Origin of the sequence: Glutamicibacter sp. BW80 (assembly GCF_002332385.1) — a bacterium.
Taxonomy (GTDB): Bacteria; Actinomycetota; Actinomycetes; order Actinomycetales; family Micrococcaceae; genus Glutamicibacter.
Window position 1 is genome coordinate 264,624 of record NZ_NRGV01000030.1, and the last position, 24,755, is coordinate 289,378.

Below are 24,755 nucleotides of genomic sequence, written 5' to 3' on the forward strand. Positions count from 1 at the left end.
ATTTGAAAGGACCCTGGACATGACCGCGCAGCAACAGCCGGCAGAGGCACGGCGCATCACGGTGATCGGTGCCGGAGTGATCGGGCTGTCCACCGCCCACGAGCTGGCCAGCGCCGGCCACCGCGTCACCGTAATCACGGATCAAGACCCATTGGAGACCGTCTCCGCGGTGGCCGCCGCCATCTGGTTCCCCTACCACTCGGAGAACTCCCCCGCCGCGGATTTGCTGCTGGCACGCTCGCTGGCGCGGTTCGAAGAACTGGCGTCCATCCCCGAAACCGGAGTGGATCTGCGTTCGGGCTTGAACGTCGATCATCTGCCCGGGGCCGACCGCTCCTGGACCAGAATCGTTGCGAAGACAATCGAAGCGCCAAAGGCAGATTTGCCCGAAGGCGCCCACGCCGGAGTCTACGCGCGCCTGCCGATCATCGACATGACCACCTACCTTTTGTGGCTGCGCAATGAGGCCGAAGCACTCGGGGTGGTTTTCATCCACGGTACGGTCATGGATCTTAGGGAGCTGCAGGGCGGCGCAGATCTTGTAGTCATCGCCGGCGGGCTGCGCGGTGGACAGCTCTTGGGCGATGATGAGTCCGTCTACCCGATCCGCGGCCAGGTGGTACGCCTGGCCAATACGAAGAAGCTCACCGACTGGCTGTGCGACGACGACTACCCCGGCGGGGTCAGCTACATCATTCCCCGGCGCGAGGACATCATTGTCGGCGGCACCGACACGGCCAATGATTGGAACCGCGAGGTCGAGCCGGACACCGCGGCGGCGATTCTGCGCCGCGCCACCGAGCTGGTGCCAGAACTCGAAGGGCTGGAGGTCCTGGAGCACAAGGTGGGACTTCGCCCGGCGCGCGATGCCATCCGCCTCGAACGCGTTGCGGGACACCAGTTTCCGGTGATTGCCGCCTACGGCCATGGCGGCGCGGGTGTCACCCTGTCGTGGGGTACCGCGCAGCGCGTCGTCGAGCTGGTCGGCGAGATTCACTAGCCGCTCGCGTTCCCCGAAGGTCCTCGAAGGCAAATCCCGATTATGCGGTTTGACTTCGGGGATCCATGCTTTACTCTCGATGCTCGATGCACCGGGCGGCCCAATTAGATGAGATGCATATCACGGATTAGTACCTTGAAGACAGGCGTAGTATTTCATTCGTTACTCGCGCTCGCGCTTCCGCACGGCGTCACTACGACCAATGTGAAATCATGCTCGCAAAGAAGTCCGGACTCCAAGTGAGCCCTCGCCACAATCCCCTGGCCCGGCCAGCGCAACTGGTCGCCCTGGGGTTCCTAGGCGCCATCCTGATCGGTGGCCTGCTGCTCGCCACACCGTGGGCACACACCGATGGACGATTCACCCCACTGATCGACGCGCTGTTCACCGCCACCTCGGCGGTCTGCGTCACGGGGCTGACCGTGGTGGACACCGCAACCCATTACACGCTCTTCGGCAAGCTCATCATCTTGGCGCTCATTCAGCTCGGCGGGTTGGGCATCATGCTTGTCGCCTCCCTGCTGAGCATGCTGCTCATGGGCAAGATCGGGTTGCTCACCCGGCAGTCCTCCCAGCGCGAAAGCAAGGCCATGAGCGGTCAGGACGTCCGCACAGCCACGAAAACCATTCTGCTCTTCTCCCTGTCCCTCGAAGCGGTCACCGCGGTGCCACTGGCCCTGCGCTTCTGGCTGGGCTACGACTACGATGTGCCCTCGGCCCTATGGCACGCGGTGTTCCATGCGGTGTCCGCGTTCAACAACGCTGGATTCGCGCTCTATTCGGACAGCCTCATGGGTTTTGTGGACGACCCGTGGATCAGCTTGCCGGTCAGCTTCGCGATCATCCTCGGCGGACTCGGCTTCCCGGTACTCGTTCAGCTGCGCCGCTACGGACGCAACACGCTCAAATGGAGCATGAACACCCGACTCGTGCTGCTCATGACCGGCCTGCTGCTGCTCGGCGGTACGGTGTTCATCACCGCCATGGAGTGGAATAATCCCCAAACCCTTGGCACCTTGGACCCGGCGGCACGCGTGCTCGCCGGCTTTTTCCACTCGGTGCAAACTCGTACCGCCGGGTTCAACTCCATCGATATCGGCGCCATGCACCCGGCCTCGTGGCTCGGCATGGATGTGCTCATGTTCATCGGTGCCGGCCCTGCCGGTACCGCCGGTGGCATCAAGGTCACCACCGCGGCGGTGCTCCTATTTATCATTCTCACCGAGCTGCGCGGCGAAACGGCCGTCAATGTGCTGGGCAAACGGCTTTCGCGGTCCATTCATCGCCAAGCGCTGACGGTCACGCTCTTGGGCGCCGCCGCGGTCTTCGCGGGAACCATGGGATTGTTGCTGCTGACGCCGTATTCGCTGGATCGTTGCCTCTTCGAGGCCACCTCGGCCTTCGCCACCGTTGGCCTGTCCACCGGCATCACCCCCGACCTGCCCGATGCCGGCAAGAGCATCCTGATCGCGCTCATGTACTTAGGGCGCGTCGGAGTGCTCTCGCTCGGTTCGGCCCTCGCCTTGCGCGACCGCAAGGCCCTCTACGAACTTCCAAAAGAAAGGCCCGCAATTGGGTAAGCTACTGAATTTCCGCTCAGACTCGAAGCATATTGCCGCCGCCGACTCGGTTGCGGTGATTGGCTTGGGGCGCTTTGGCGCTTCGCTCGCCATGGAATTGATGAAATCGGGCACCCATGTACTGGGCATCGACTTGAACGAGGATAATGTCCAGGCGTTGAACGGTGAGCTGACCCAGGTGGTGCGGGCGGACGCCGCACGCCGCGAGGTGCTCGAGCAGCTCTCAATTCAGGACTTTGACCGCGTAGTGGTCGCCGTAGGCAGCCATCTGCAGTCCTCCATCCTATGCTGCTCGCTGCTGGTCAGCATGGACATTCCATTGATTTGGGCGAAGGCTCAGGATGACCGGCACGGGCTGATCCTCGAACAACTTGGGGTGCACCACATTGTCTACCCCGAAAAGGATATGGGCCGGCGCGTAGCCCATCTGGTGCGCGGCTCGATCATGGATTACGTGGAGGTCGATCCGGGCTACGCCCTGGTGAAGATGACCGCACCGGCAAGCCTGCATGGGATGCGGTTGAGCGAGATGGGAGTCCGGAAGAAGTACCGGGTGACCATCGCAGCGAAGGCCAACGCCTCCGGCATTTGGCAGAATACCGATGCGGACACCGTGCTTGTCGAAGGGGACCGCGTGCTGGTGCTCGGATCCACCGCGGACACCGATCGCTTCGGCCAGCTGCGCTAGGCGGCACAAGCGAATCGAGGCTTAACTAGGAAAGGGGACCCACTGTCGTGGGTCCCCTTTCCTAGTTGTCTGCTATGACTCGATGCTGAAGCGCATGACCAGGGCTAGGCCAATGATGACCGCGCCCCAGACCAGACCAAGAACAATGGTGATGCGGTTCAGGTTGCGCTCGGCAACACCGGACGAACCCATCGAGCTGGTCATGCCGCCACCGAACATGTCGGACATACCGCCGCCTCGACCCTTATGGAGAAGGATCAATAGGGTGAGCAGGACACTGGTGATACCCAGCAGTACCTGCAGAATGATCTTGATGATATCCAAGTCGACGGTTCCTTAATTAGATTCAGTCGGTGACGAGATGGTGCTCGAACCTAACAATATTAGCAAACTCTTCGGCATCCAAACTAGCACCGCCGACCAGCAGGCCATCAACATCGCGTTCACGCATGATCTGCGCGGCATTTGCGGCCTTGACGCTTCCGCCATAGAGCAGGCGTGCCTTCTGCGCAATCTCCTCGCCGAAGCGCTCGATCAATGCTCCGCGAATCGCGGCGCACATTTCCTGCGCATCGGCCGGGCCCGCCACTTCGCCGGTTCCGATAGCCCACACCGGCTCGTAAGCGATGACGAGGGTTTCGGCCTGTTCGGCGGTGACGCCTTCCAGGGACTCGGCAAGCTGGTTCAGCGTGTAGGCAACATGCTCGTTCGCCTGGCGCACCTGGAGCCCTTCGCCGACGCAAAGCACCGGGGTCAGCTCGTGGCGGTACGCGGCGGCAAGCTTCGCGGCAATCACAGCGTTGGACTCGTTGTGGTATTCGCGGCGCTCCGAGTGGCCGACCAGCACGTAGCTGCAGCCAAGCTTATTCAGGAACTGGCCGGAGATCTCCCCGGTATAGGCTCCCGAGTCCTGTGCGGACAGGTCCTGTGCGCCGTAGACGACGTCCAGCTTGTCGCCCAGGGTCAGGGTCTGCACACCGCGGATGTCGGTGAACGGCGGGAACACCGCAACCTCGGCACGGTCGTAATCGTGCTGCGCATCCTTCAGCGTCCACGCGAGCTTCTGCACCAGGGTGATGCCCTGGACGTGGTCCATGTTCATCTTCCAGTTGCCCGCGATCAGCGGCTGGCGCACGTAGGCGCCGTTATTCGACATCGTCATAAATTTAGCCTTCCAAAGCGGCAACACCCGGCAGGGTCTTGCCTTCAAGGTATTCGAGCGACGCTCCGCCACCGGTGGAGATGTGGCCGAAGTCGTCCTCCGAGAAGCCCAAGGCACGTACCGCGGCGGCTGAGTCGCCACCGCCTACGACGCTAAACGCCTCGGAACCTGCCAATGCCTGGGCCACCGTGCGGGTGCCCTCGGCGAAGGCCGGGATCTCGAAGACGCCCATTGGGCCATTCCAGAACACGGTGTTTGCGCTCTTGATGTAGCTTGCGAACAGCTCGGCGGACTTCGGTCCAATATCCAGGCCCAATCCGTTCGAGCCGAAGCTGGCTTCTTCGATCTTGTCGGCGGCAAGCACCTCGTGCTCGGCGTCTGCCCCGAACTTGCTGGCCACGACGACGTCCGATGGAACGATGATGTCGCAACCGAGCTTTTCGGCGCGGGCCAGGTATTCCTGGCAAACCGGGATCTGGTCTTCTTCAAGCAGCGAGCCGCCGATGGCGTATCCCTGGGCCTTGAGGAAGGTGAATGCCATGCCGCCACCGATCAGCAGCTGATCGGCCTTGCCTAGCAGGTTGTCGATGACCGCGAGCTTGTCCGAAACCTTCGACCCGCCCAGGACGACCACGTAGGGACGCTTTGGCGCTTCGGTCAGGGTCTTGAGAACCTTGACCTCGGTTGCCACCAGGTCACCCTGGTAGCTCGGCAGCAAGGCAGCGATGTCGAATACCGAGGCGTGCTTGCGGTGCACTGCACCGAAGGCATCGTTGACGTAGGCGCCGTTGTCGCCGGTCAGTGCGGCCAGCGCCGTGGCGAATTCTTCACGCTCGGCGTCTACCTTGGAGGTCTCGCGGGCGTCGAAGCGCACGTTCTCGAGGACCAGTACCGCACCCTCGGCCAAGGCGGCGGCGGATTCGCGAGCCGAAGCTCCTACTACATCCGTTGCCACGGTGACATCGAAGTCTGCAAGTTCGTTCAAGCGGTGAGCGGCAGGCTCGATGGAGTACTTCGAATCGACCTGGCCCTTAGGGCGACCCAGGTGTGCCATCACGATGACCTTGGCGCCAGCCTCGGTCAGTTTGGTGATGACCGGAAGGGACGCGCGCACGCGTCCGTCATCGGTTACGGTCGCCCCGTCGAGCGGTACGTTCAGGTCGCTTCGGACCAATACGTACCGCCCGCGGACACCGTCAGCGAGTAATTCGTCGAGAGTGTGAGAAGACATGTCTCTAGGTTATCGACTAGAGGCTTGATCCCACGAATTCAACAAGGTCAACAAGTCGCGAGGAGTAGCCCCACTCGTTGTCGTACCAAGCCACAACCTTGACGGTGTTGCCAATCACGGAGGTCAGGCCGGAGTCGAAAATGGCGGAGTGCTTGTTCGTCACAATGTCGGAGGAAACCAGCGGATCGGTCGAGTACTCGAGGTAGTCGGCCAGCTTGCCTTCGGTGGCAGCCTTTTCGAAGGCGGCGTTGATTTCTTCAACGGTGGCGGTGCGAGCCAGGTTGACGGTCAGATCGGTGGCCGAGCCGGTTGGTACCGGTACGCGCATTGCGTAACCGTTAAGCTTGCCCTTCAATTCCGGAAGCACCACGCCGATGGCCTTGGCGGCACCGGTGGAGGTCGGGATCAGGTTCAGCGCAGCGGCGCGGGCACGGCGTGGGTCGCTGTGCGGTGCATCCTGCAGGCGCTGGTCGGCGGTGTATGCGTGGATGGTGGTCATCAGGCCGTCAACAATGCCGAATTCATCGTTCAAAACCTTGGCCATTGGGGCCAGGCAGTTGGTGGTGCACGATGCGTTCGAAATGATGTTGTGCGTAGCCGGATCGTACTTGTCGTGGTTGGCGCCCATCACGATGGTGATGTCTTCATCGCTGGCCGGAGCCGAGATGATGACCTTTTTTGCACCGGCGGTGATGTGCTTGCCAGCGTCGGCAGCCTTGGTGAAGAATCCGGTCGATTCGATGACAACGTCGACGTTCAATTCGCCCCATGGCAGGTTTGCCGGGTCGCGCTCCGAGAGCACCTTGATGCGGCGTTCTCCGACGACGATGGTGTCGCCATCTACGGATACTGCTTCGCCGACTGGGCCCAGAACGCTATCGAACTTCACCAGGTGCGCCAGTGCATCGATGGAACCGAGGTCGTTGACTGCAACGATTTCGATGTCTGCCTTGTGCGCCAGAGTGGCACGCAGGAAGTTGCGTCCGATACGACCGAAACCATTGATTCCAACACGAGTAGTCATGTGGCTATCTCCTCTAAATGGGATGATTGCGCCACTGCCGTGCTTTTCACGGAAGTGGCCTGCTTATCTAAGAGGACACTCCGTTGTGTCGTGAGTTGCAGACCTCGTGAAACACGAGGTCTGCAACACACCTGATACATCCTACGCGAAATTCGCACAGAATGTGAGCTGAATTACCAGAAGGTTAATTCGGCAATAATTACTTACCTGGAACCACCAGCGAAGCAGCGCCATTGCGAGCGGCTTCGAAGCGAGCCTGGACATCAGCCCAGTTCACGATGTTCCAGAAGGCCTTGACGTAGTCGGCCTTGACGTTGACGTAGTCCAGGTAGAAGGCGTGCTCCCACATGTCCAGCATCAGCAGTGGGATGGTTCCCACTGGGACGTTGCCCTGCTGATCGTACAGCTGCTCGATGACCAGCTGGCCACCTAGCGGCTCGTAGGCCAGAATTGCCCAGCCCGAGCCCTGCAGGCTCATTGCCGAAGCGGTGAAGTGACCGCGGAATCCGTCGAAGGAGCCGAAGAACTCGTCGATGGCCGCTGCCAACTCGCCTACTGGCTTGTCGCCGCCCTCTGGGGAGAGGTTGTTCCAGAAGATCGAGTGGTTGGTGTGTCCACCCAAGTGGAACGCCAGATCCTTCGAAAGCTTCGGAATGTTACCGAATTCGCCCTTTTCGCGGGCTTCTGCCAGCTGCTCCAACGCCGAGTTAGCGCCTGCAACGTAGGTTGCGTGGTGCTTCGAGTGGTGCAGCTCCATGATGCGAGCCGAGATGTTCGGCTCCAGTGCAGCGTAGTCATACTGCAGTTCTGGCAGTGAATAGACAGCCATGATTCTCCTCAATCTTCTCAATTGGTTGAATCTCCGCGGAAGGCCTCCCGCGGGGACACTTTTTACTGTTCCAGTTCATCTACTGGAACACTGGACTCGGTTCCAGGTATTCCCAGATCACCAGCTTTTTTATCCGCCATGGCTAAAAGCCGGCGGATCCGGCCGGCAATCGCGTCCTTGGTCATTGGAGGTTCGGCCATGCGGCCCAATTCATCCAGCGACGCTTGCTTGTGCTCCAGGCGAAGCACCCCGGCATAACGCAGGTGCTCAGGCGCCTCGTCGCCAAGAATCTCCAGTGCGCGCTCCACGCGCGCGCCGGCAGCCACAGCAGCTTGGGCGCTGCGGCGCAGGTTTGCATCGTCGAAGTTCGCTAGCCGATTTGCGGTGGCGCGGACTTCTTTGCGCATGCGGCGCTCTTCCCACACCATCAGCGCGTCGTGTGCGCCCATGCGCGTCAAAAGTTGGGCGATGGCATCGCCATCGCGAATCACCACACGGTCCACGCCGCGTACCTCACGCGCCTTGACCGTCAGGTCCAGGCGCCGAGCAGCACCGACTAGGGCGAGTGCGGCCTCTGGGCCGGGGCAAGTAATTTCAAGTGCCGAACTGCGTCCCGGTTCGGTGAGTGAACCGTGGGACAAGAACGCGCCGCGCCAAACCGCTTCGGCATCGGCAGTGGAACCGTTGACGATCACCGAGGGCAGTCCGCGTACCGGACGTCCGCGCTGGTCGAGAAGCCCGGTTTGGCGTGCCAAAACTTCGCCGTCCTTTGCGACGCGCACGATGTATCGGCTGCCCTTGCGGATGCCGGAACCGGAGACCATGACAATCTCCGCGTCGTGTCCGTAAAGCTCGCCAATGGCGACCTTGAGCCTGCGAGCGGTCGCAGCCAAGTCAACCTCGGCCTCGATTACTATTCGCCCGGAGACAATATGCAGTCCGCCGCTGAAGCGGAGCATGGTCGAAACCTCGGCCTTGCGTACCGATGGCTTGCGAATCTCAACCCGCGACAGCTCGTCTTTGACGGAAGCCGTCAATGCCATGAATCAAACTCCCTTACATAGATCCGATCAGGATCCTATTGCGGTAAACACCTCATGATAGGCCGCCGCTAAGCGCAACGGGTCGTGCTCGGCACGACCGTCAGATACACCTACTCTACTAAAGAAGACACGTGCCCCGAGTTTTTGCGCTGCCAGCTCAAATCTCTCCTTGTTACGAACCCGTGATTCATCAGCGATAATCGCGTCAAATTGCACGTTCGGGGCGTAACGTCCTAAAACCTCCAGATGCGCTGCGGCATCCATTCCCGAGGTTTCGGCGGTGTCAACGGATAGATTCATGGTCAGCAGTTTTTTCGCCGTGGTATCAGCAATGGCTTGACGCATATCGGGCAACAGCAGATGCGGAAGCACCGAGGTGTACCACGAGCCTGGGCCCAGAATGATCCAGTCAGCCAATTCGATCGCGTCCAACGCCTCGGGGCAGGCAGGAGCTCCGTCTGGTTCCAAATACACCTTGGAGACCAGTCCCCCACCTCCCGCTGCGGCTAGCTGCGCCTGGCCATCTATCCGACGCTTGATCAGGGTATCGGTGACTTCGTCGGCTTCAAGAACTTCACCGTGGATCGATAGCGGAACGGTGCTCATGGGCAGCACCTGACCGCGGGCGCCAAGCAAGGCGCCGGCCCAGCGCAGTCCGGCTACCGGACTGTCAAGCAGTTCCCAGAGCGCGAGAATCAGCAGGTTGCCCACCGCATGGCCGTTCAGCGGCTCTTCTGGATGCTCGTCGGATTTGAACCGGTGCTGCATGACATCGCGCCAGGTGCGGCCCCAGTCGTTGTCGTCGCACAGCGCGGCCAGTGCCATGCGCAGATCCCCCGGGGGAAGCACATCGAAGGAACCGCGCAGCCTTCCGGAACTTCCACCGTCGTCGGCCACGGTCACCACGGCCGTCAGTTCGGTGGTGAGCCGGCGCAGCGCCGAAAGCGAAGCAGACAGGCCATGTCCACCACCCAGCGCAACCACCGAGGGGTTGCGCATATCATCGGGCCGGGTAAGGCCTTGAATCGGGATTGGTCCCGTTGCGAATGCCATCGAGGACTACTCCCGGCCTAAGTCACGGTGCGTGATGTTCACACGCACATTGGGCAGCTGCGCCAGGCGGCGCCCCAATTCGATGGTCGTGGCTACCGAACGGTGCTTGCCGCCCGTACAGCCAACGGCAATCGTCGCGTAGTGCTTATTCTCTCGGCGGTACCCCTCGAAGACTGGTTCCAGTGCCTTGAGGTAGTTTTCGATAAATTCGTTGGTTCCCGGCTGGCGCAGGACGTAGTCCGAGACTTCCTTGTCCTTGCCGGTTTGCGGACGCAATTCCGGAACCCAGTGCGGGTTCGGAATGAAGCGCACATCGGCCACGTAGTTGGCGTCGGTGGGCAGACCGTATTTGAACCCGAAGCTCATCACGTTGATCCGCAAGATGATCGGGCCCGATTCGGCAAATAGCTCATTCGCCGAACGCGCCAGGTCATGCACCGACATGGATGAGGAGTCCAGAATAAGTTCAGCGGCTTCACGCAACGGTCCGGTCACGTCCCGCTCCCGCTTGATGCCGTCGACGATCCGCCCGTCGCCCTGCAATGGGTGCGGGCGGCGGCCCTGTTCAAAGCGCCGCACGAGGACCTCATCGCTGGCATCCAAATAGACCAGGCGGTATTTCACCCCGCCGCTGGTGAGCAGCGCCAGGGATTCACGAATTTCTGGAAAGAGATCTTTGGAGCGCACATCCATGACCACTGCCAATCGTGGAATGGTTCCCTGGGAACGGCTCATGAGCTCGGTCAGCATACCCAGCATGGAAGGCGGCAGGTTCTCCACCACATACCAGCCCAGGTCTTCGAGTGCGTGGGCCACGGTGGTTCGACCGGCGCCTGACATGCCGGTGACGATCACGAGCTCGGATTCCGGAGGTTTTACAGCTTCATACTCGGTGGTCATACCTCAAGGCTAGTCGAGAATTTCACCGGTAGTCATGTTCACACCCGCACGTGAAGTATCTTCCAAGGATTCTTTGATGGAAGTCGCAAGCTTTTCCCCGACTCCAGACACCGCCATGAGCTGCTCCAAGGACGCGGCCCGGATCTTTTTCATCGATCCAAAGTGCTTGCGGAGCGCTTCTTGCTTCGATTTGCCTAAGCCCGGAATGGCGTCCAAATCCGAGGAAATCATCGACTTCGAACGCTTGGCTCGGTGGAAGGTAATAGCAAAGCGGTGTGCCTCATCGCGCAGGCGCTGCACCAGGTACAACGCCGCCGAGGCACGCGGCAGGATCACCGGGAAGGGGTCCTCCGGCAGCCAGAGCTCTTCGAGCCGCTTCGCCAAGCCAACGACGGGAATATCATCAATCCCCAAGTCATCGAGGGCTTTTTGAGCAGCAGCTACCTGCGGCGGGCCACCGTCGACGATCACCAAGGATGGCGGGTAAGCGAATTTCTTGACGTCGCTGGCACCGGGCTCAACCTCGCCGGTATTAAAAGTCTCCGGGTCGATTTTTTCCTTCAGGTACCGGCTGAAGCGCCGGTGAATCACGTCGTACATGCTGGCGGTGTCATCCCGCGCGGCATCACCGGTAATCGAGAATTTTCGGTATTCGCTCTTCTTGGGCAGCCCATCTTCGAAGACCACCATCGAGGCGACGACGTTGGTCCCCTGCGTATGCGACGCGTCGTAACATTCGATGCGCAACAGGGCGGTTTCCGCTCCCAGCGCCTCCTGCAGTTCCTGCATCGCGGCCGATCGGGTCGAAATGTCGCCGGCGCGTTTGGACTTGTGCAGGCGCAACGCCTGTTCGGCGTTCTCCACCACGGTTGATGCCAGCGCCGCCTTGTCACCACGCTGCGCGACGCGCAGGGATACCTTCGAGCCACGCAGTTCGGTCAGCCAGGTGGTCACATCTTCAAGGTCATCGGGCAAGGTGGGCACCAGCACTTCGCGCGGGATCCGGTCCGCATGATCGGCATACACCTGGGTGAGCAGCTGTTCGACGAATTCGGCGTCGGTCAGGTCCGCAACCTTTTCGACCACCCATCCGCGTTGCGAGCGGATACGGCCATCGCGCACGTGGAAGACCTGCACCGCGGCTTCAAGTTCATCGGCGTGAATGCCGAAGATATCCGCTTCGGTGCTCTCGGCAAGCACCACCGCATTGCGCTCGAAAACCCTGTTCAGGGCGGCGATGTCGTCGCGATAGCGGGCCGCCTGTTCGTATTCGAGATCGGCGACGGCAGCGTGCATTTGCGCGGTCAGCTCGCGGGTGAACTTTCCCGCCTCGCCGCCCATGAAGGTGCACAGGTCATCGGCCAATGCCCGGTGGTCTTCCGGCGAGATCCGGCCGACACAGGGCGCGGAGCATTTATCGATATACCCCAGCAAGCACGGCCGGCCCGAGGCTTCGGCACGCTTGAACACCCCGGGCGCGCAGGTGCGCACCGGGAAGACGCGCAGAAGCGTATCGAGGGTTTCACGGATCGCCTTGGCCGGGTAGAACGGGCCGAAATACTTCACGCCCTTGCGCTTGTCCCCGCGCATGACCAGGGCGCGCGGGAACTTTTCGTCCATCGTGATGGCCAGGTACGGGTAGGTCTTGTCATCGCGGAAGACAATGTTGAATCGCGGAGTGTACTCCTTGATCCAGGTGTACTCGAGCTGAAGGGCTTCCAGCTCGGATCCGACGGTTGTCCATTCGACGCTGGCCGCGGTGAACACCATCGTGCGCGTTTTAGCGGTCAGGCGTTCGGGGTTAACGAAATATGAGGCCAAACGATTGCGCAGGACACGGGCTTTACCCACATAGATGACCCGGCCGTGCTCGTCGCGGAAGCGGTAGACACCCGGTTTGGTGGGGATATCCGAGGATTTCGGACGGTAGCTGGCTGGATCTGCCATGGCTACTTCGCGTCCGGCGGCAACTGGTTGTACGAGTCGACACGTTCCTGACCGCTCAGCTCGGCGATCGCGTCAACGATCCGGTCCGTCGCGCGGCGGCGTTCGGGCAGCGGGTGCTTGCGGCCCAGCTGGTCAAAGTACAGCGGCTCCCCGTAATGAATGGAGAACTTCGTCGGGCGAATGCCCTTGGTGTCGGCCGGCTGCAGCTTCTCGGTGCCGATCAGTCCCACCGGGATCACCGGGACGCCTGTGGTCAGGGCCAGCCAGCCCACGCCGGTGCGGCCGCGGTAGAGCTTGCCGTCGCGCGACCTGGTACCTTCCGGATAGATGCCGATTCCACTTCCGCTTTCGACGATGTCCACCAGCGAATCCAGAGCCGCCACGGAGGCCGCCTGTTCACCGCGCTGCACCGGGATCGAACCCACGGATTCGAAAAAGGTCTTCATCGCCTTGCCTTTGAGCCCGGGGGTGGTGAAGTATTCGGCCTTGGCGAAAAACGCGACGTCGCGAGGGGTCAACGCCTGGACGATGATCGAGTCGAGGAAGGACAAGTGGTTTGAGGCGACAATGAAGCCACCTTCTTTGGGCACATTATGGATGCCGGTGATCTCCGGACGGCACAAGGTGTGGAGCATGCCGCGGATCGAGGAGCGGGTCATGGTGTAGAGGCTCATTACTTCAGGCCCTCCTGCATCGGCTGTCCGTCTAGCGCAGCGGCGCGTTCTGCGCCCAGCAGCAAGACCGCGAGCTCATGCACGCTATCGGCCAGGTGGTCTGCCGCATCCAGCTCATTGGGAAGCGCAAAACCCCAGCTGACACCAATCGATGCCACCGAGTTTTCACGCGCCGCGTCCAGGTCGTAGTAGCGATCGCCGACGACCACGGTGCGCGCCGGATCCAGGTCGCCCGCTTGCAGTGCGGCCAAGACGATATGCGTTTTGCTCGAGCCCATGGAGCCGTGCTCCGAGGCGTTGCCGAAGATGGCGTCCAGCGAGGAGTCCAGGCCCTGCTTGGCGATCAGCTCCCGCGCAATGGGCTCCGGCTTGGCCGTGGTCACTGCGACGTAGATTCCGGCCGCGCGGAGCGCGGCCAGCAGTTCACGCAGTCCCGGGTACACCCGCGAGGCGGCCATGCCCACCGCGGCGTACCGGGCCCGGTATGCGGCGATGATCTGATCGATATTCTCATCGGTAACACCGTCCAGGGTGCGCAGGCCGATTTGCAGCGGTGGACCCACCAGCGCCTCGACGGCTTCCTCTCCGGGATCGGCGACATCATGCGCCGCGAGGGCATGACGAATTCCGGATGTAATGGAACCTGCGGGGTCCACGAGAGTCCCGTCCAGATCAAAGAGCACGCTTGTTACCGACATATTCACTTAGACATCATCCCATGAAGCGGACTCACGTTAGGAATCCATAACTGAAAACGCATATTCCGCGGGTCCGCCTCGCTCCGGATTTGAGGTTTTAGAGAATTTCGGCCAGGTACTTTCCGGTGTGCGATGCGGAGACCTTCGCCACGGATTCCGGGCTTCCGGTGGCCAAAATCGTTCCGCCGCCCGAGCCGCCTTCCGGCCCCAGATCGATCACCCAGTCGGCCGACTTGATGACGTCCAGGTTGTGCTCGATGGTCAACACGGTGTTTCCCTTGTCCACCAGTCCTTGCAGAACCAGCAGCAGCTTGCGGATGTCTTCGAAGTGCAGACCGGTGGTCGGTTCGTCGAGCACGTAGATGGAGCGGCCGTTTGAGCGCTTCTGCAATTCCGCGGCGAGCTTCACACGCTGCGCCTCGCCGCCCGAAAGCGTGGTGGCCGGCTGCCCCAGGCGCACATAGCCCAGTCCCACATCGACCAGGGTCCTCAGGTGGCGGGCGATCGGGGTGAACGCGGCGAAGAACTCGGCGCCCTCGGAGATCGGCATATTCAGCACGTCCGAGATGTTCTTGCCCTTGTAGAGCACCTGCAGGGTTTCGCGGTTGTAGCGCGCACCCTGGCAGACCTCGCACGGCACGTAGACGTCCGGCAGGAAGTTCATTTCGATCTTCAGCGTGCCGTCACCCGAGCAGGACTCGCAGCGCCCGCCCTTGACGTTGAAGGAGAAGCGGCCCGGCTGGTAGCCGCGCAGCTTCGCCTCGTTGGTCTCCGCAAAGAGCTTGCGGATATTGTCGAAGACTCCGGTGTAGGTGGCCGGGTTCGACCGCGGGGTCCGCCCGATCGGCGACTGGTCCACGTGCACGACCTTGTCCAGGTGCTCCAGGCCCAGCACCCGGGTGTGGCGGCCGGGAACCTGCTTGGCGCCGTTGAGCTTATTGGCCAACACCTTGTATAGGATGTCGTTGACCAGCGTCGACTTGCCCGAACCTGAGACACCGGTAATGGCGGTCAGCACGCCCAGCGGGAACTCCACGGTGACGTCCCGCAGGTTGTTTTCCTTCGCGCCCACCAGCTTGAGCATGCGCTTCTTGTCGGCCTTGCGGCGCTTTTTCGGCAGCTCGATCTGCTTGCGCCCGGAGAGGTAGTCTCCGGTCAGCGAACGGGTGTTCTCCTTCAGCCCCTCCAGCGAGCCGGAATGGACCACCTCACCGCCGTGCTCCCCGGCGCCCGGACCGATGTCCACGATCCAATCCGCCTCGGCGATGGTGTCCTCATCGTGTTCGACGACGATCAGCGTATTGCCCAGCGAACGCAGATGCAGCAGGGTTTCGATCAGCCGGCGGTTGTCGCGCTGATGCAGGCCGATGGAGGGCTCGTCCAGCACGTAGAGCACGCCGACCAGCCCGGAGCCGATCTGCGTGGCCAGGCGGATGCGCTGCGCCTCGCCGCCGGACAGGGTGCCCGCGGCGCGTTCCAGGGTCAGGTATTCCAGGCCCACGTCCAGCAGGAACTTCATGCGCGCGCCAATTTCCTTCAGCACCTGGGTGGCGATCTGCGCCTCGCGGTCGCTGAGCTCCAAGGTGGTGAGGAATTCGGCCGCCGCGCGCAGATCCATGGCCGCCACCGCGGCGATCGACTTGCCGCCGATCAGCACCGACAGCGAGGCCGGGTTCAGACGTGCGCCGCCGCAGGTAGGGCACGGAATCTGGCGCATGTACTGCTCGTAGCGATCGCGTGCGTGATCCGATTCGGTTTCCTCATGCTTGCGGTGCACATAGGAGATGACGCCTTCGAACCCGGTGGAGTACTTGCGCTCCCGGCCGAAACGGTTCTTGTACTGCACGACGACCTTGTGGTCTTTGCCGTTCAGGATCGCCTGGCGCGCCGGTGCCGGCAGGTCCTTCCAGGCGGTGTCCATGCCGAAGCCCAGCTCCTTGCCGAGCCCCTCGATCAACCGGTTCCAGTATTCGGTGGTCGCCTTGCCCAAGGACCACGGCGCGATGGCCCCGTCGGCCAGCTTGACCTCGGCATCCGGGACGATCAGGTGCTCATCGACTTCGAGCTTGGTGCCGATGCCGCTGCAGGCCGAACAGGCGCCGAAGGGGTTATTGAAGGAGAAGGTCCGGGGTTCGATCTCATCGATGGCCAGCGGGTGCTCGTTCGGGCAGGCGAGGTTCTCGGAGAACGCACGGACGCGCTTCGGGTCATCCTCCGCCAGATCCACGAAGTCCACCAGCACGCGGCCATCGGCCAGAGTCAGTGCGGTTTCCACCGAGTCGGTCAGCCGCTGGTGCACCGTGTCGTTAATGGCCAGGCGGTCAACGACCACCTCGATGGTGTGCTTGACCTGCTTGGCCAGCTTAGGCGGCTCGGTCAGCTGAATGGTTGTGCCATCGACCCGGGCACGGGAGAATCCCTTGGAGGAGAGCTCGGCGAACAAGTCAACGAACTCGCCCTTGCGGGCGCGCACCACCGGGGCCAGCACCTGGAAGCGGGTCTTCTCCGGCATCTCCAGCAGCTGGTCGACGATCTGCTGCGGCGACTGCTTCGAAATGGGCTCCCCGCATTCGGGGCAGTGCGGGCGTCCTACGCGGGCCCAAAGCAGGCGCATGTAGTCATACACCTCGGTGATGGTGCCCACGGTGGACCGCGGGTTGCGGCTCGTGGACTTCTGGTCGATCGACACGGCCGGGGAAAGCCCCTCGATGAAGTCCACATCCGGCTTGTCGACCTGGCCCAGGAACATCCGTGCATAGGCGGACAGGGATTCGACGTAGCGGCGCTGCCCCTCGGCGAAAATCGTATCGAAGGCCAGCGATGACTTGCCGGAGCCGGACAAGCCGGTAAAGACGATCATCGCGTCGCGCGGAAGATCCACATCTACGTTCTTCAGGTTGTGCTCGCGCGCACCCTTGACGATCAGACGGGACAAATCCAGTTTTTTGCTTTCTGCAGTAATAGCCACGAAGCAATACTAATCGAAAACTACTTCGAATAAACGTGGTGCTTGGCACAAATGCGCGTTACTTTCGCGCAGGGCGATATCCCGGGCATTTCCAGCCCTGAAGATTTGCTGGTCGGCGGCCGTTTCGAGCCTCGGACGGATCGAGCAGGAGAAACCAGACGATTAGGCACCAGCGTCGGCAGCGTTCATCCTCTTGGCATGTCCCCACAAAACTGCCCCGACGAGCCATGTGGCCGGCACCTCCCGGCGAAGCGCTCCAGCCCGGCCACGGAACCCTTGGCCTTCAACTAAATACGGCCACCGGCGTCCGCTGGGATGACTTGCCAGTTCGCTCGGATAATGGGAGGCTGAGCTCCCGCGCCGGCATTGAGGAAATGTATCCACCATGAGCAAAACCATTATCATCACCGGCGGCAGCGACGGCATCGGTGCGGCCGCCGCGCGCACGCTGGTTGGCCGTGGCCATCGCGTCGTCATCGTCGGGCGCTCGGAGGGCAAAACCAAAAGCATCGCCGCAGAGCTGTCTGTGCCTTACTATGTCGCGGATTTCGCGGAGCTGAACCAAGTCAGAAAGCTGGCAGATGATCTGCTGAAGGCATACCCGGAAATCAACGTGCTCGCGAATAACGCAGGCGGGATCATGGGTAAGCGAACCCAAACCGTTGATGGGCATGAAACCACTTTCCAGGTCAACCACCTTGCTCCGTTCCTGCTCACCAGCTTGCTCATGCCAGCGCTGTTTGCCGGCAAGGCAACGATTATCCAGACAGCCAGTGCGGCCGCTCGGATCTTCGGGCGGATGGATATCGAAGACCTGCAGAATACCGTGGGCTACGCCCCGCAGAAAGCCTATGGCAACGCGAAACTCGCTAACATCCTCTTCACTCAGGAATTGCAGCACCGGTTCGGACCACGAGGCGTCACTGCCGTTGCTTTCCATCCGGGTATCGTCGCCAGCAGCTTTGCCAGCGAAACTACGCATTTCATGCGGCGCATTTACCACGGGCCACTCAAACGACTATTTACGGTCACTCCCGAAAAAGGGTCAGATCAGCTTGTTTGGCTCGCGGAAGGGACTCCTGGAACGACTTTCCTGCCGGGTTCCTACTATGAATCCCGCAGGATAGCGACAAGGGTAAGTGCCGAAATGCACAACCCGAAGTTCGCAGAACAACTCTGGAAGAAGTCGGCTTCACTGCTCCGAACCGCCAACTGACAGGATTTGCCCGAGTTATCTGAGCGTGGCGCAGAATCTGCCGATGGTTCTGGTGCAGTGCGGTTTGGGCCCAACTTGCATGAACCAACCTTTAGGGACACTCAAATCGCGTTTCGGGTTAGCTCGCCTCGCACAGCCCGGTGCCCCATGGCCCGAAGGCCACTGATTAGCGAGGCAGCGAGCTGAAAGCGGCGCGCAGGTATCTGACCGCGGTTTCTTCGTCCACCGACCAGGTCTGGGCGACGCGTGCCAGATCGGCTGCGGCATCGCTGACTTCTTGCTGGGCGCGATCCTCGGCCGCTTGCACGATGGTTCCGTGCCGCCCGCGGGTCACTACCGCACCCTGGGCTTCCAGCTCCTTATAGACCTTAGCCACCGTGTTCACCGCAAGATCCAGGTCACCGGCGAGCGCCCGCACCGAGGGAAGCTTGGTTCCGGGTGCCAAATCTCCACCCGCAATACGTGCCAGGATTTGCTCACGTACCTGCTGGTACGGTGCGACAGCCGATTTCGAGTCGATACGGATGAAATCCAGATTGGCCATGGGCGCTCCATTCGGTGCAATGCTTTAGTTGATTCACTGAGCCTATCGCGTTCAAGCCAGTCGCCACCGTAGGGTAATGGGTATGAGTGAACTTCTATTAGCCGACGTCACGATTCGGTCGGTGAGCGTCTCGGAAATGAACAACAACGTTTACTTGGTCACCGAACGGGCCAGTGGCAAACAACTACTGATCGATGCGGCCGACGAAACTCCTGCGATTCTTGAACTCGTGGCCAGCGCCGCCAAGGATGGCCCCGAACCAGAGGTCGTTGGCATCGCCACGACCCATGAGCATTGGGACCACGTGCGGGCTCTGGCCGAGGTCGTCGAACGCTTCACCGTTCCCACGTACGCAGGCGCCGAAGATATCGACGGTATCGCCAAGGAGTCCGGCGTGAAGATCAGCCACAGCTTGACCCATGGCGATCGAATTTCCGTTGGCGAGATGGAGCTTGAGGCCATTCACCTTCGCGGGCACACCGCGGGCTCGATCGCCTATGCATTGCACGACTCCTCGGGACAACAGGTCATCTTCAGCGGAGACAGCCTATTTCCCGGGGGTGTAGGCAATACCTGGGAGGACCCGGAGCGGTTCGAGTCATTGCTCAACGACGTATCCGAACGTATCTTCGAGAAATTCCCAGATGAAACCGCCGTCTTACCTGGTCACGGCGGCTCCACCACCGTAGGCGCCGAGCGCCCGCACCTCGATGAATGGCGCCAGCGCGGCTGGTAGTCCATACTTTGAAGAATTGCCCGTCAGGCTACGGCCCGGTGGGCAATTCTTGCAGGTAGAGCAGCATCCGCCACTCACTGCCCGGTGCGTGGTTCACAAACCCGCGGTCCTCGTAAAAGCGACGAGTCTGCGCATCGTCTTCATCCACGTTGATGTGCATTTCGCTGCCCCCGCGCGCGGCCAGCTGGATCAGGACATGATCAAGGATGGCGCCGCCGATGCCTTGGCCGCGCAGTGGAGGGCGCACATACAGCTCATCAAGCACCGCGAGCGGTCCGTCGGAATAGATGGTTGGCCGCAGGGTAACGATGGCGTGACCCGATGGTTGAGATGCAGGACCGGCGAGCACTGCATAACAGTGCGGGCCAGCGAGCATGCCCCGCAACCGCCTGGCTAGTATCTGCTCCGCGGGGCAGGGAGAACCGAACTCCGCATTAAAATCAGCCTGCAGCTTGGCCAGCTGCGCGCAATGTTCCGCCGTAGCCAAGTGGGTGCGCCGCTTTTCCATGCGGCCATTGTCCTCCATGTCCAGCGGCGGCACCAGTGATTCAGCCCTGCTTGCGTGCCACCATAAAGATGCGCCGGAAGGGAAAGTTCGTCAGCTTGGCACCGTCCGGTGCCGTGAATGACGGGTAATGCTCGGCGACGGCAGCGGAGTAGTCCGCTTCGAAATCCAGGTATTCGTCCTCGGGCAGTGTTGCCTTGATGGGCAGCAACGCGGTGCCTCGCACCCAGTCAAGGATCGGGCTCTCCCCCACCATCACCTGGTGGTAGGTCGTCTCCCACACATTTGCCTGGAACCCTGCATCTAGCAATAGCCGCTGGTACTCTTGTGGTTCGCCCACCACGTCTTCGTGCCGCAGCACGCCGCCGAGCCTGCCTGCCCACTTCTGAGAGTCGGCCACCTGGCGCATCACCGCATGGGAGGCAGCGCCGAAGTTTCCCGGCATCTGGATTGCGACGTAGGCACCGGCCTTCAAATCACCCAACCAGCTTTTGAGCAGTTCGCGGTGTTCGGGGAGCCACTGCAGCATGGCGTTGGAAAAGAGCAGGTCGATCTCGGGTCGCGGGTGCCAATGGCGTGCGTCGAGCAGCTCGAAGCCCAGATTCGGCTGCTGCACCGCGCCGTTGGCTTGGGCGATCATCTCCGGGGAAGAATCCAATCCGGTCACCTGCGCCTGCGGCCACCGCTCGGCCAGCAAGCTCGTCTTGTCTCCCGGCCCGCAGCCCAGATCGACAATCTGCTTGGGGATGATTCCGCCTAGCTGGCCCAGCAGGTCTTCGTAGGGTCGTCCGCGGTAATCCGCGAATTCAGCGTATTTGTTCGGGTTCCACTTCATATTTCCGAGCCTAGTACCACGGCTCAGCGTTCAGCTAGCCTCCGGTCGCAGTTCTCAACGGATAGGCTTAGAACATCATGTTGCTCACCGATTACCTGCCTGCAGATGCGAAGAACGTTTCCGACGACGAGATTTACGAGTCCTTTGGCCGCTGGGTAACCACCCGCGGCATCGACCTATACCCTGCCCAGGACGAGGCTTCGATGGCCTTGGCCGCCGGAAGCAACGTCATTTTGGCGACGCCCACCGGCTCGGGCAAGTCGCTGGTCGCCATTGCCGCGCACTTCTACGCGATGTCCCGCGACCAGATCAGCTTCTATACCGCCCCGATCAAGGCCCTGGTGTCGGAGAAGTTCTTCGACCTGTGCAAGATCTTCGGCGCCGAAAACGTCGGCATGGTCACCGGCGATTCCTCGGTGAATGCCGACGCGCCGATCATCTGCTGCACCGCCGAGATCCTGGCCAACATCGCCCTGCGCGAAGGCTCGCGCGCAGATGCGGGTGTGGTCATCATGGACGAGTTCCACTTCTACGCAGATCCGCAGCGCGGCTGGGCCTGGCAATTGCCGCTCATCGAGCTGCCGCAGTCGCAGTTCCTGCTGATGAGCGCCACCCTGGGCGACGTCAGCCGTTTCGAGAAGGAGCTTGAAGACCGCACCGGCAAAACCACCGTGACGGTGGCGCACTCCGAGCGTCCCATCCCGCTGCACTTCTACTACTCGATGGAACCGGTCCAGGAAGCCGTCGAGGAACTGATCAAAACCCAGCAGGTCCCGATCTACATCGTGCACTTCTCCCAGCTGGACGCCATCGATCGCGCCACCGGCTTGATGAGCGTCAACGTGTGCACCCGCGAGGAAAAGGACCGCATCGCCGAGCTGGTGGCCGGATTCCGCTTCGCCGCAGGGTTCGGCAAGACGCTGAACCGGCTGGTGCGCCACGGCATCGGCGTGCACCACGCCGGCATGCTGCCCAAGTACCGCCGGCTGGTCGAACAGCTCGCCCAGGCCGGACTGCTCAAGGTCATCTGCGGCACCGACACCCTGGGTGTGGGCATCAACGTGCCGATCCGCACGGTGCTGATCACCGCGCTGTCCAAGTTCGACGGCACCCGCACCCGCACCCTCAACGCCCGCGAATTCCATCAGATTGCCGGCCGCGCCGGGCGCGCCGGCTTCGACACCGCCGGCACCGTGCTGGTCCAGGCCCCCGAGCATGCGATCGAAAACCACAAGGCCATGGAAAAGGCCCTGAAGAAGCACGGCGAGGGCTCCTCAAAGCTCAAGCAGATCCCGAAGAAGAAGCCGCCGCAGAACTTCGTCACCTGGGGCGAGAAGACCTACGACAAGATCGTGCATGCCGATCCGGAAACGCTGAAGTCCTCCTTCCAGGTCTCCCACTCGATGCTGCTGAACCTGCTCGAACGCGAGGACAATGCCTTCGAAGCGGCCATGCGCCTGCTCACCGAGAACCATGAGACCCCCGCCTCGCAGCGCAAGCTGAAGCTGCGCGCCCTGGGCATTCTGCGCGAGCTGATCGCCACCGGCGTGGTGGTGCGGCGCGCGGAACCCGATGAATACGGCAACTACTACGAGCTGACCGTGCATCTGCAGCAGAACTTCGCGCTGAACCAGCCGCTGTCGCCATTTGCCCTGGCGGCCTTGGAACTCTTCGAACCAGAATCCCCCAGCTACGCGTTGGATGTCGTCTCGGTGATCGAGGCGACCCTGGAGAAGCCGCGCCAGGTACTTTCGGGCCAGGAGAAGAAAGCCCGCGGCGAGGCAATTGCCGCGATGAAGGCCGACGGCCTGGACTACGACGCGCGCATGGCGGCCCTGGATGAGGTCACCTACCCGCAGCCGCTGGCGGAGAAGCTCGAGGCGGCCTTCGAACAGTACCGTTCCGGTGCCCCCTGGTTGGCGGACTTCGAGCTTCAGCCCAAGTCCGTCGTGCGCGACATGTACGAACGCGCCATGGGATTCTCGGACTTCGTCCAGTACTACCAGCTGGCTCGTTCCGAAGGTGTGCTGCTGCGTTACCTCACCGACGCGTACAAGGCCCTGCGCCAGACCGTGCCGCAGGATTCGCTGCGCGAAGACCTCGAAGACCTCATCGAATGGCTGGGCGAGCTGATCCGCCAGATTGACTCTTCGCTGCTCGACGAATGGGAGGAGCTCTCCCGCGGCGAACTGCACGAGGAAACCGAGATCGCTCCCCCCGCCCCGGAGAAGTTGACCACAAATATGCGTGCCTTCCGGGTGATGGTGCGCAATGAGATGTTCCGCCGGGTCAAGCTCTTCGCCGATGAACAAGATCAGGCCTTGGGCGAACTCGATGGGCATAGCGGTTTTGCTGCCGAGGCGTGGGCCGAGGCCATGGATGACTACTTCGAGGAACACGAGGACATCGATGACGGCCCGAACGGGCGCGGCTCGAACCTTTTTGTGGTCACCGAGAAGCCGAACCGGATCTGGGAGGTCCGCCAGATCTTCGCCGATCCGGAAGAGCACCATGACTGGGGAATCAACGCCACCATCTCCTTGGACGACTCCGATGAACTCGGCGCCCCGGTAGTTACGGTCACCGCGGTCGGACGAATGGACTAGTTCTCCTCGGCAGTCGATTGCCTTGCCTTTAGCTCACCTAGTGGCGGTTGTCATACACCTGATTCAGGTGCATGAGAACCGCCACTTTTGTGGCAGCAGGGTTTTTCATATCTCCTAGTCCGACTGGTTATTAAACAAGGCTGGCCGGCTCTTGCCCCAGGGCAAACGCAGCCGATAAAAGTTTGGTGAAAATTAACCCGTCACGGCTAACCTTTTACGTGGATTCGACGGTATTGTTTGTCCCATGAATCCAATCAGGCTGCGCAAGATCGGCAGTTTCGTCATGTTCCTCGCATGGCTGAGTCTCATTAGCAATCACGCGGTGATGTTCACCGCCGAAGGTCTGCTGGCCACAGTGCTGCAGGTGGCGTTGACCGCGGCGGGTACGTGGCTGCTGTACCAGAGCTGGAAACCACGGTCCCAGGCGCAAGCGTTGCCTCAGCCCTAAACCGGCGAACCGCCCCCGTCCGGGGAAGAAATATTTCGTGGTTCGCTACGGCGCCTGGCCTAGCGGCTGGTTCCGCGCGCGGCGGCAGCCAAATTTTCCAGGACGCCTGCCTCCTCTTCACGGCTCAGACCGGTCCGTGCGCGGTCGGTTCCGTTGAGCCATTGAAGCGTGTCAAGACTCGTCCGCGCCAAAGGCCGGGTGCGCAGCCCCGCTTGCCGAGCCGGACGATGATCGCGATCAAGCATGCCGGCCACCGCCGGATCCGGGAGCCACAGCGGAAGCGAGTGTTCCCCGCTCCATGGCACGACGCCCTGCTCGTGCAGCAACGCAGCGTCGGCCCAGTGCACCCTTGGTTCGCCTTCCAGCGCCTCGAAGATCTGTGTGATGAATTCGCGGCGCGAGGTTGCCGGGCCCACCGCGTCAATGGTTCCGGTGCATTTATTCTCGGCGAGCTCGATGAGCCAGGTGGCCAGATCGCGCGCGTCCAGCACCTGCACCGGGTCTTCGGCGGCAAGCGGCACCAATAGTTCCAAGCCGTCCGCTAGGCTGCGCGCCGCATGCTCTGGCCAATAGCTGAACCTGCCGGTGGGATCCTTGGGCCCGATGAGCAGTCCCGGCCGGATGATCGCGGCCGGCGCGTGAAGTTCTCCAATGAGTTGCTCGCAGGCAACCTTCATCGCCCCATAGGACTCGGCCGTTGATTGCCCTCCGTCGCTTTCCAGCGGATCGAGCAGCTTGGTGTCGGCTGGTGTTCCGCCGGGGTGCGACAGATCGGCATACGCGGAAATGGTGGACACGAAGACCCAATGATCGGCGCGGAGCTCTTGCGTGGCCCGGCGCACGTGCGCCGGAATCCGCGACACATCGATCACCGCATCGTATTGCCGGGAGGCAAGTTCGGCTGGCGCCGGGTCGTTCCGGTCCCAAAAAATGAACTCGCTGCCCTGCGGAGCCACCCCGCTTTCCCCGCGGGCCGCGCAAGTCACCTGGTGCCCGGCATCCAACGCGAATTGGGCTACGTACTGCGATAGGAACATCGTTCCGCCAAGCACAAGAAGTTTCATGCTC

The 24,755-nt window shown here is 61.6% G+C and carries 23 protein-coding genes; 7 read left to right on the plus strand and 16 right to left on the minus strand.

The features are described from left to right. Positions 1–19: 19 nt before the first annotated feature. The 3 genes from CIK76_RS07910 to CIK76_RS07920 all read left to right on the plus strand — a co-directional run bounded on the left by CIK76_RS07910 (position 20) and on the right by CIK76_RS07920 (position 3,268). Positions 20–1,000 carry an FAD-dependent oxidoreductase gene (locus CIK76_RS07910; RefSeq protein WP_096285142.1) on the plus strand — a complete coding sequence of 327 codons (981 nt, stop codon included), beginning with the start codon at positions 20–22 and terminating at the stop codon, positions 998–1,000. A gap of 212 nt (positions 1,001–1,212) precedes the next feature. Beyond that, positions 1,213–2,580, plus strand: a complete 1,368-nt coding sequence (locus tag CIK76_RS07915; RefSeq protein ID WP_096285144.1) for a potassium transporter TrkG — start codon at positions 1,213–1,215, stop codon at positions 2,578–2,580. Beyond that, positions 2,573–3,268, plus strand: a complete 696-nt coding sequence (locus tag CIK76_RS07920; RefSeq protein ID WP_217990360.1) for a TrkA family potassium uptake protein — start codon at positions 2,573–2,575, stop codon at positions 3,266–3,268. Before CIK76_RS07915 ends, CIK76_RS07920 begins: the two co-directional genes overlap by 8 nt. Positions 3,269–3,340: 72 nt before the next feature. On the opposite strand, the gene secG is transcribed toward CIK76_RS07920, so the two are convergent. The 12 genes from secG to uvrA form a co-directional block, all read right to left on the minus strand. Continuing rightward, positions 3,341–3,592: a preprotein translocase subunit SecG gene (gene secG, locus CIK76_RS07925; RefSeq protein WP_096285146.1), complete on the minus strand. Its 252-nt coding sequence runs from the start codon at positions 3,590–3,592 to the stop codon at positions 3,341–3,343. A 22-nt stretch (positions 3,593–3,614) separates the two neighbouring features. Continuing rightward, a complete protein-coding gene (gene tpiA / locus CIK76_RS07930; protein ID WP_096285148.1) occupies positions 3,615–4,430 on the minus strand; it encodes a triose-phosphate isomerase in 816 nt (271 codons plus the stop codon). A 4-nt stretch (positions 4,431–4,434) separates the two neighbouring features. Further along, on the minus strand, positions 4,435–5,661 hold the full coding sequence (locus tag CIK76_RS07935) for a phosphoglycerate kinase (RefSeq protein ID WP_096285150.1): 1,227 nt from the start codon (positions 5,659–5,661) through the stop codon (positions 4,435–4,437). A gap of 16 nt (positions 5,662–5,677) precedes the next feature. Continuing rightward, positions 5,678–6,685 carry a type I glyceraldehyde-3-phosphate dehydrogenase gene (gap, locus tag CIK76_RS07940; protein WP_096285152.1) on the minus strand — a complete coding sequence of 336 codons (1,008 nt, stop codon included), beginning with the start codon at positions 6,683–6,685 and terminating at the stop codon, positions 5,678–5,680. A gap of 199 nt (positions 6,686–6,884) precedes the next feature. After that, the gene (locus tag CIK76_RS07945) at positions 6,885–7,514 is read right to left on the minus strand and encodes a superoxide dismutase (protein ID WP_096285154.1); all 630 of its coding nucleotides are present in this window, start codon (positions 7,512–7,514) and stop codon (positions 6,885–6,887) included. A gap of 62 nt (positions 7,515–7,576) precedes the next feature. Continuing rightward, positions 7,577–8,557 (minus strand): DNA-binding protein WhiA, encoded by a 981-nt coding sequence (whiA, locus tag CIK76_RS07950; protein ID WP_096285156.1) that lies wholly within the window; start codon positions 8,555–8,557, stop codon positions 7,577–7,579. A 27-nt stretch (positions 8,558–8,584) separates the two neighbouring features. Then, positions 8,585–9,610, minus strand: a complete 1,026-nt coding sequence (gene yvcK, locus CIK76_RS07955; protein WP_096285158.1) for a uridine diphosphate-N-acetylglucosamine-binding protein YvcK — start codon at positions 9,608–9,610, stop codon at positions 8,585–8,587. Between the two features lie 6 nt (positions 9,611–9,616). Further along, positions 9,617–10,510: an RNase adapter RapZ gene (gene rapZ, locus CIK76_RS07960; protein WP_096285160.1), complete on the minus strand. Its 894-nt coding sequence runs from the start codon at positions 10,508–10,510 to the stop codon at positions 9,617–9,619. Positions 10,511–10,519: 9 nt separating this feature from the next. Then, entirely contained in the window at positions 10,520–12,457 is a 1,938-nt protein-coding gene (uvrC, locus tag CIK76_RS07965; RefSeq protein ID WP_096285162.1) for an excinuclease ABC subunit UvrC, read from the minus strand. Between the two features lie 2 nt (positions 12,458–12,459). After that, positions 12,460–13,131 carry a lysophospholipid acyltransferase family protein gene (locus tag CIK76_RS07970; protein WP_096285164.1) on the minus strand — a complete coding sequence of 224 codons (672 nt, stop codon included), beginning with the start codon at positions 13,129–13,131 and terminating at the stop codon, positions 12,460–12,462. Beyond that, positions 13,131–13,829, minus strand: coding sequence for an HAD hydrolase-like protein (locus CIK76_RS07975; RefSeq protein WP_255248397.1), 699 nt, complete (start codon positions 13,827–13,829; stop codon positions 13,131–13,133). Before CIK76_RS07975 ends, CIK76_RS07970 begins: the two co-directional genes overlap by 1 nt. Positions 13,830–13,926: 97 nt before the next feature. Further along, positions 13,927–16,797, minus strand: a complete 2,871-nt coding sequence (gene uvrA, locus CIK76_RS07980; RefSeq protein WP_096285168.1) for an excinuclease ABC subunit UvrA — start codon at positions 16,795–16,797, stop codon at positions 13,927–13,929. 385 nt (positions 16,798–17,182) lie between these two features. On the opposite strand from uvrA, the gene CIK76_RS07985 reads away from it, so the two are divergent. Next, a complete protein-coding gene (locus tag CIK76_RS07985) occupies positions 17,183–18,013 on the plus strand; it encodes an SDR family NAD(P)-dependent oxidoreductase (RefSeq protein ID WP_096285170.1) in 831 nt (276 codons plus the stop codon). Between the two features lie 166 nt (positions 18,014–18,179). Here the strand turns inward: CIK76_RS07985 and CIK76_RS07990 are convergent, their stop codons facing one another. After that, a complete protein-coding gene (locus CIK76_RS07990; RefSeq protein ID WP_096285172.1) occupies positions 18,180–18,557 on the minus strand; it encodes a GntR family transcriptional regulator in 378 nt (125 codons plus the stop codon). 82 nt (positions 18,558–18,639) lie between these two features. Here CIK76_RS07990 and CIK76_RS07995 point away from each other — a divergent pair, with 82 nt between their 5' ends. After that, positions 18,640–19,293 (plus strand): MBL fold metallo-hydrolase, encoded by a 654-nt coding sequence (locus CIK76_RS07995; RefSeq protein ID WP_096285174.1) that lies wholly within the window; start codon positions 18,640–18,642, stop codon positions 19,291–19,293. 28 nt (positions 19,294–19,321) lie between these two features. Here CIK76_RS07995 and CIK76_RS08000 read toward each other — a convergent pair whose 3' ends face one another. Both CIK76_RS08000 and CIK76_RS08005 read right to left on the minus strand, forming a co-directional pair. Then, complete coding sequence (locus tag CIK76_RS08000; protein WP_096285311.1) at positions 19,322–19,801, minus strand: GNAT family N-acetyltransferase; 480 nt, start codon at positions 19,799–19,801, stop codon at positions 19,322–19,324. 40 nt (positions 19,802–19,841) lie between these two features. Next, positions 19,842–20,633, minus strand: coding sequence for a methyltransferase domain-containing protein (locus tag CIK76_RS08005; RefSeq protein WP_096285176.1), 792 nt, complete (start codon positions 20,631–20,633; stop codon positions 19,842–19,844). A 77-nt stretch (positions 20,634–20,710) separates the two neighbouring features. Between CIK76_RS08005 and CIK76_RS08010 the strand changes: the two genes are divergently transcribed. Continuing rightward, a complete protein-coding gene (locus CIK76_RS08010; RefSeq protein WP_096285178.1) occupies positions 20,711–23,239 on the plus strand; it encodes a DEAD/DEAH box helicase in 2,529 nt (842 codons plus the stop codon). A 244-nt stretch (positions 23,240–23,483) separates the two neighbouring features. Then, positions 23,484–23,687 carry a hypothetical protein gene (locus CIK76_RS08015; RefSeq protein ID WP_096285180.1) on the plus strand — a complete coding sequence of 68 codons (204 nt, stop codon included), beginning with the start codon at positions 23,484–23,486 and terminating at the stop codon, positions 23,685–23,687. Positions 23,688–23,746: 59 nt separating this feature from the next. On the opposite strand, the gene CIK76_RS08020 is transcribed toward CIK76_RS08015, so the two are convergent. Next, entirely contained in the window at positions 23,747–24,751 is a 1,005-nt protein-coding gene (locus CIK76_RS08020) for an NAD-dependent epimerase/dehydratase family protein (protein ID WP_141393507.1), read from the minus strand. Positions 24,752–24,755 lie beyond the last annotated feature (4 nt).

Coding starts and splice junctions, on each gene's coding strand:
- CIK76_RS07990 (WP_096285172.1), bottom strand. CDS start 18,557: ATGGCCAATCTGGATTTCATCCGTATCGACTCGAAATCGGCTGTCGCA.
- CIK76_RS07985 (WP_096285170.1), top strand. CDS start 17,183: ATGAGCAAAACCATTATCATCACCGGCGGCAGCGACGGCATCGGTGCG.
- CIK76_RS08005 (WP_096285176.1), bottom strand. CDS start 20,633: ATGAAGTGGAACCCGAACAAATACGCTGAATTCGCGGATTACCGCGGA.
- rapZ (WP_096285160.1), bottom strand. CDS start 10,510: ATGACCACCGAGTATGAAGCTGTAAAACCTCCGGAATCCGAGCTCGTG.
- yvcK (WP_096285158.1), bottom strand. CDS start 9,610: ATGGCATTCGCAACGGGACCAATCCCGATTCAAGGCCTTACCCGGCCC.
- CIK76_RS08010 (WP_096285178.1), top strand. CDS start 20,711: ATGTTGCTCACCGATTACCTGCCTGCAGATGCGAAGAACGTTTCCGAC.
- CIK76_RS08020 (WP_141393507.1), bottom strand. CDS start 24,751: ATGAAACTTCTTGTGCTTGGCGGAACGATGTTCCTATCGCAGTACGTA.
- whiA (WP_096285156.1), bottom strand. CDS start 8,557: ATGGCATTGACGGCTTCCGTCAAAGACGAGCTGTCGCGGGTTGAGATT.
- tpiA (WP_096285148.1), bottom strand. CDS start 4,430: ATGACGATGTCGAATAACGGCGCCTACGTGCGCCAGCCGCTGATCGCG.
- CIK76_RS08015 (WP_096285180.1), top strand. CDS start 23,484: ATGAATCCAATCAGGCTGCGCAAGATCGGCAGTTTCGTCATGTTCCTC.
- CIK76_RS07970 (WP_096285164.1), bottom strand. CDS start 13,131: ATGAGCCTCTACACCATGACCCGCTCCTCGATCCGCGGCATGCTCCAC.
- gap (WP_096285152.1), bottom strand. CDS start 6,685: ATGACTACTCGTGTTGGAATCAATGGTTTCGGTCGTATCGGACGCAAC.
- CIK76_RS07935 (WP_096285150.1), bottom strand. CDS start 5,661: ATGTCTTCTCACACTCTCGACGAATTACTCGCTGACGGTGTCCGCGGG.
- CIK76_RS07910 (WP_096285142.1), top strand. CDS start 20: ATGACCGCGCAGCAACAGCCGGCAGAGGCACGGCGCATCACGGTGATC.
- CIK76_RS08000 (WP_096285311.1), bottom strand. CDS start 19,801: ATGGAAAAGCGGCGCACCCACTTGGCTACGGCGGAACATTGCGCGCAG.
- CIK76_RS07945 (WP_096285154.1), bottom strand. CDS start 7,514: ATGGCTGTCTATTCACTGCCAGAACTGCAGTATGACTACGCTGCACTG.
- CIK76_RS07975 (WP_255248397.1), bottom strand. CDS start 13,829: ATGTCGGTAACAAGCGTGCTCTTTGATCTGGACGGGACTCTCGTGGAC.
- CIK76_RS07995 (WP_096285174.1), top strand. CDS start 18,640: ATGAGTGAACTTCTATTAGCCGACGTCACGATTCGGTCGGTGAGCGTC.
- CIK76_RS07915 (WP_096285144.1), top strand. CDS start 1,213: ATGCTCGCAAAGAAGTCCGGACTCCAAGTGAGCCCTCGCCACAATCCC.
- uvrC (WP_096285162.1), bottom strand. CDS start 12,457: ATGGCAGATCCAGCCAGCTACCGTCCGAAATCCTCGGATATCCCCACC.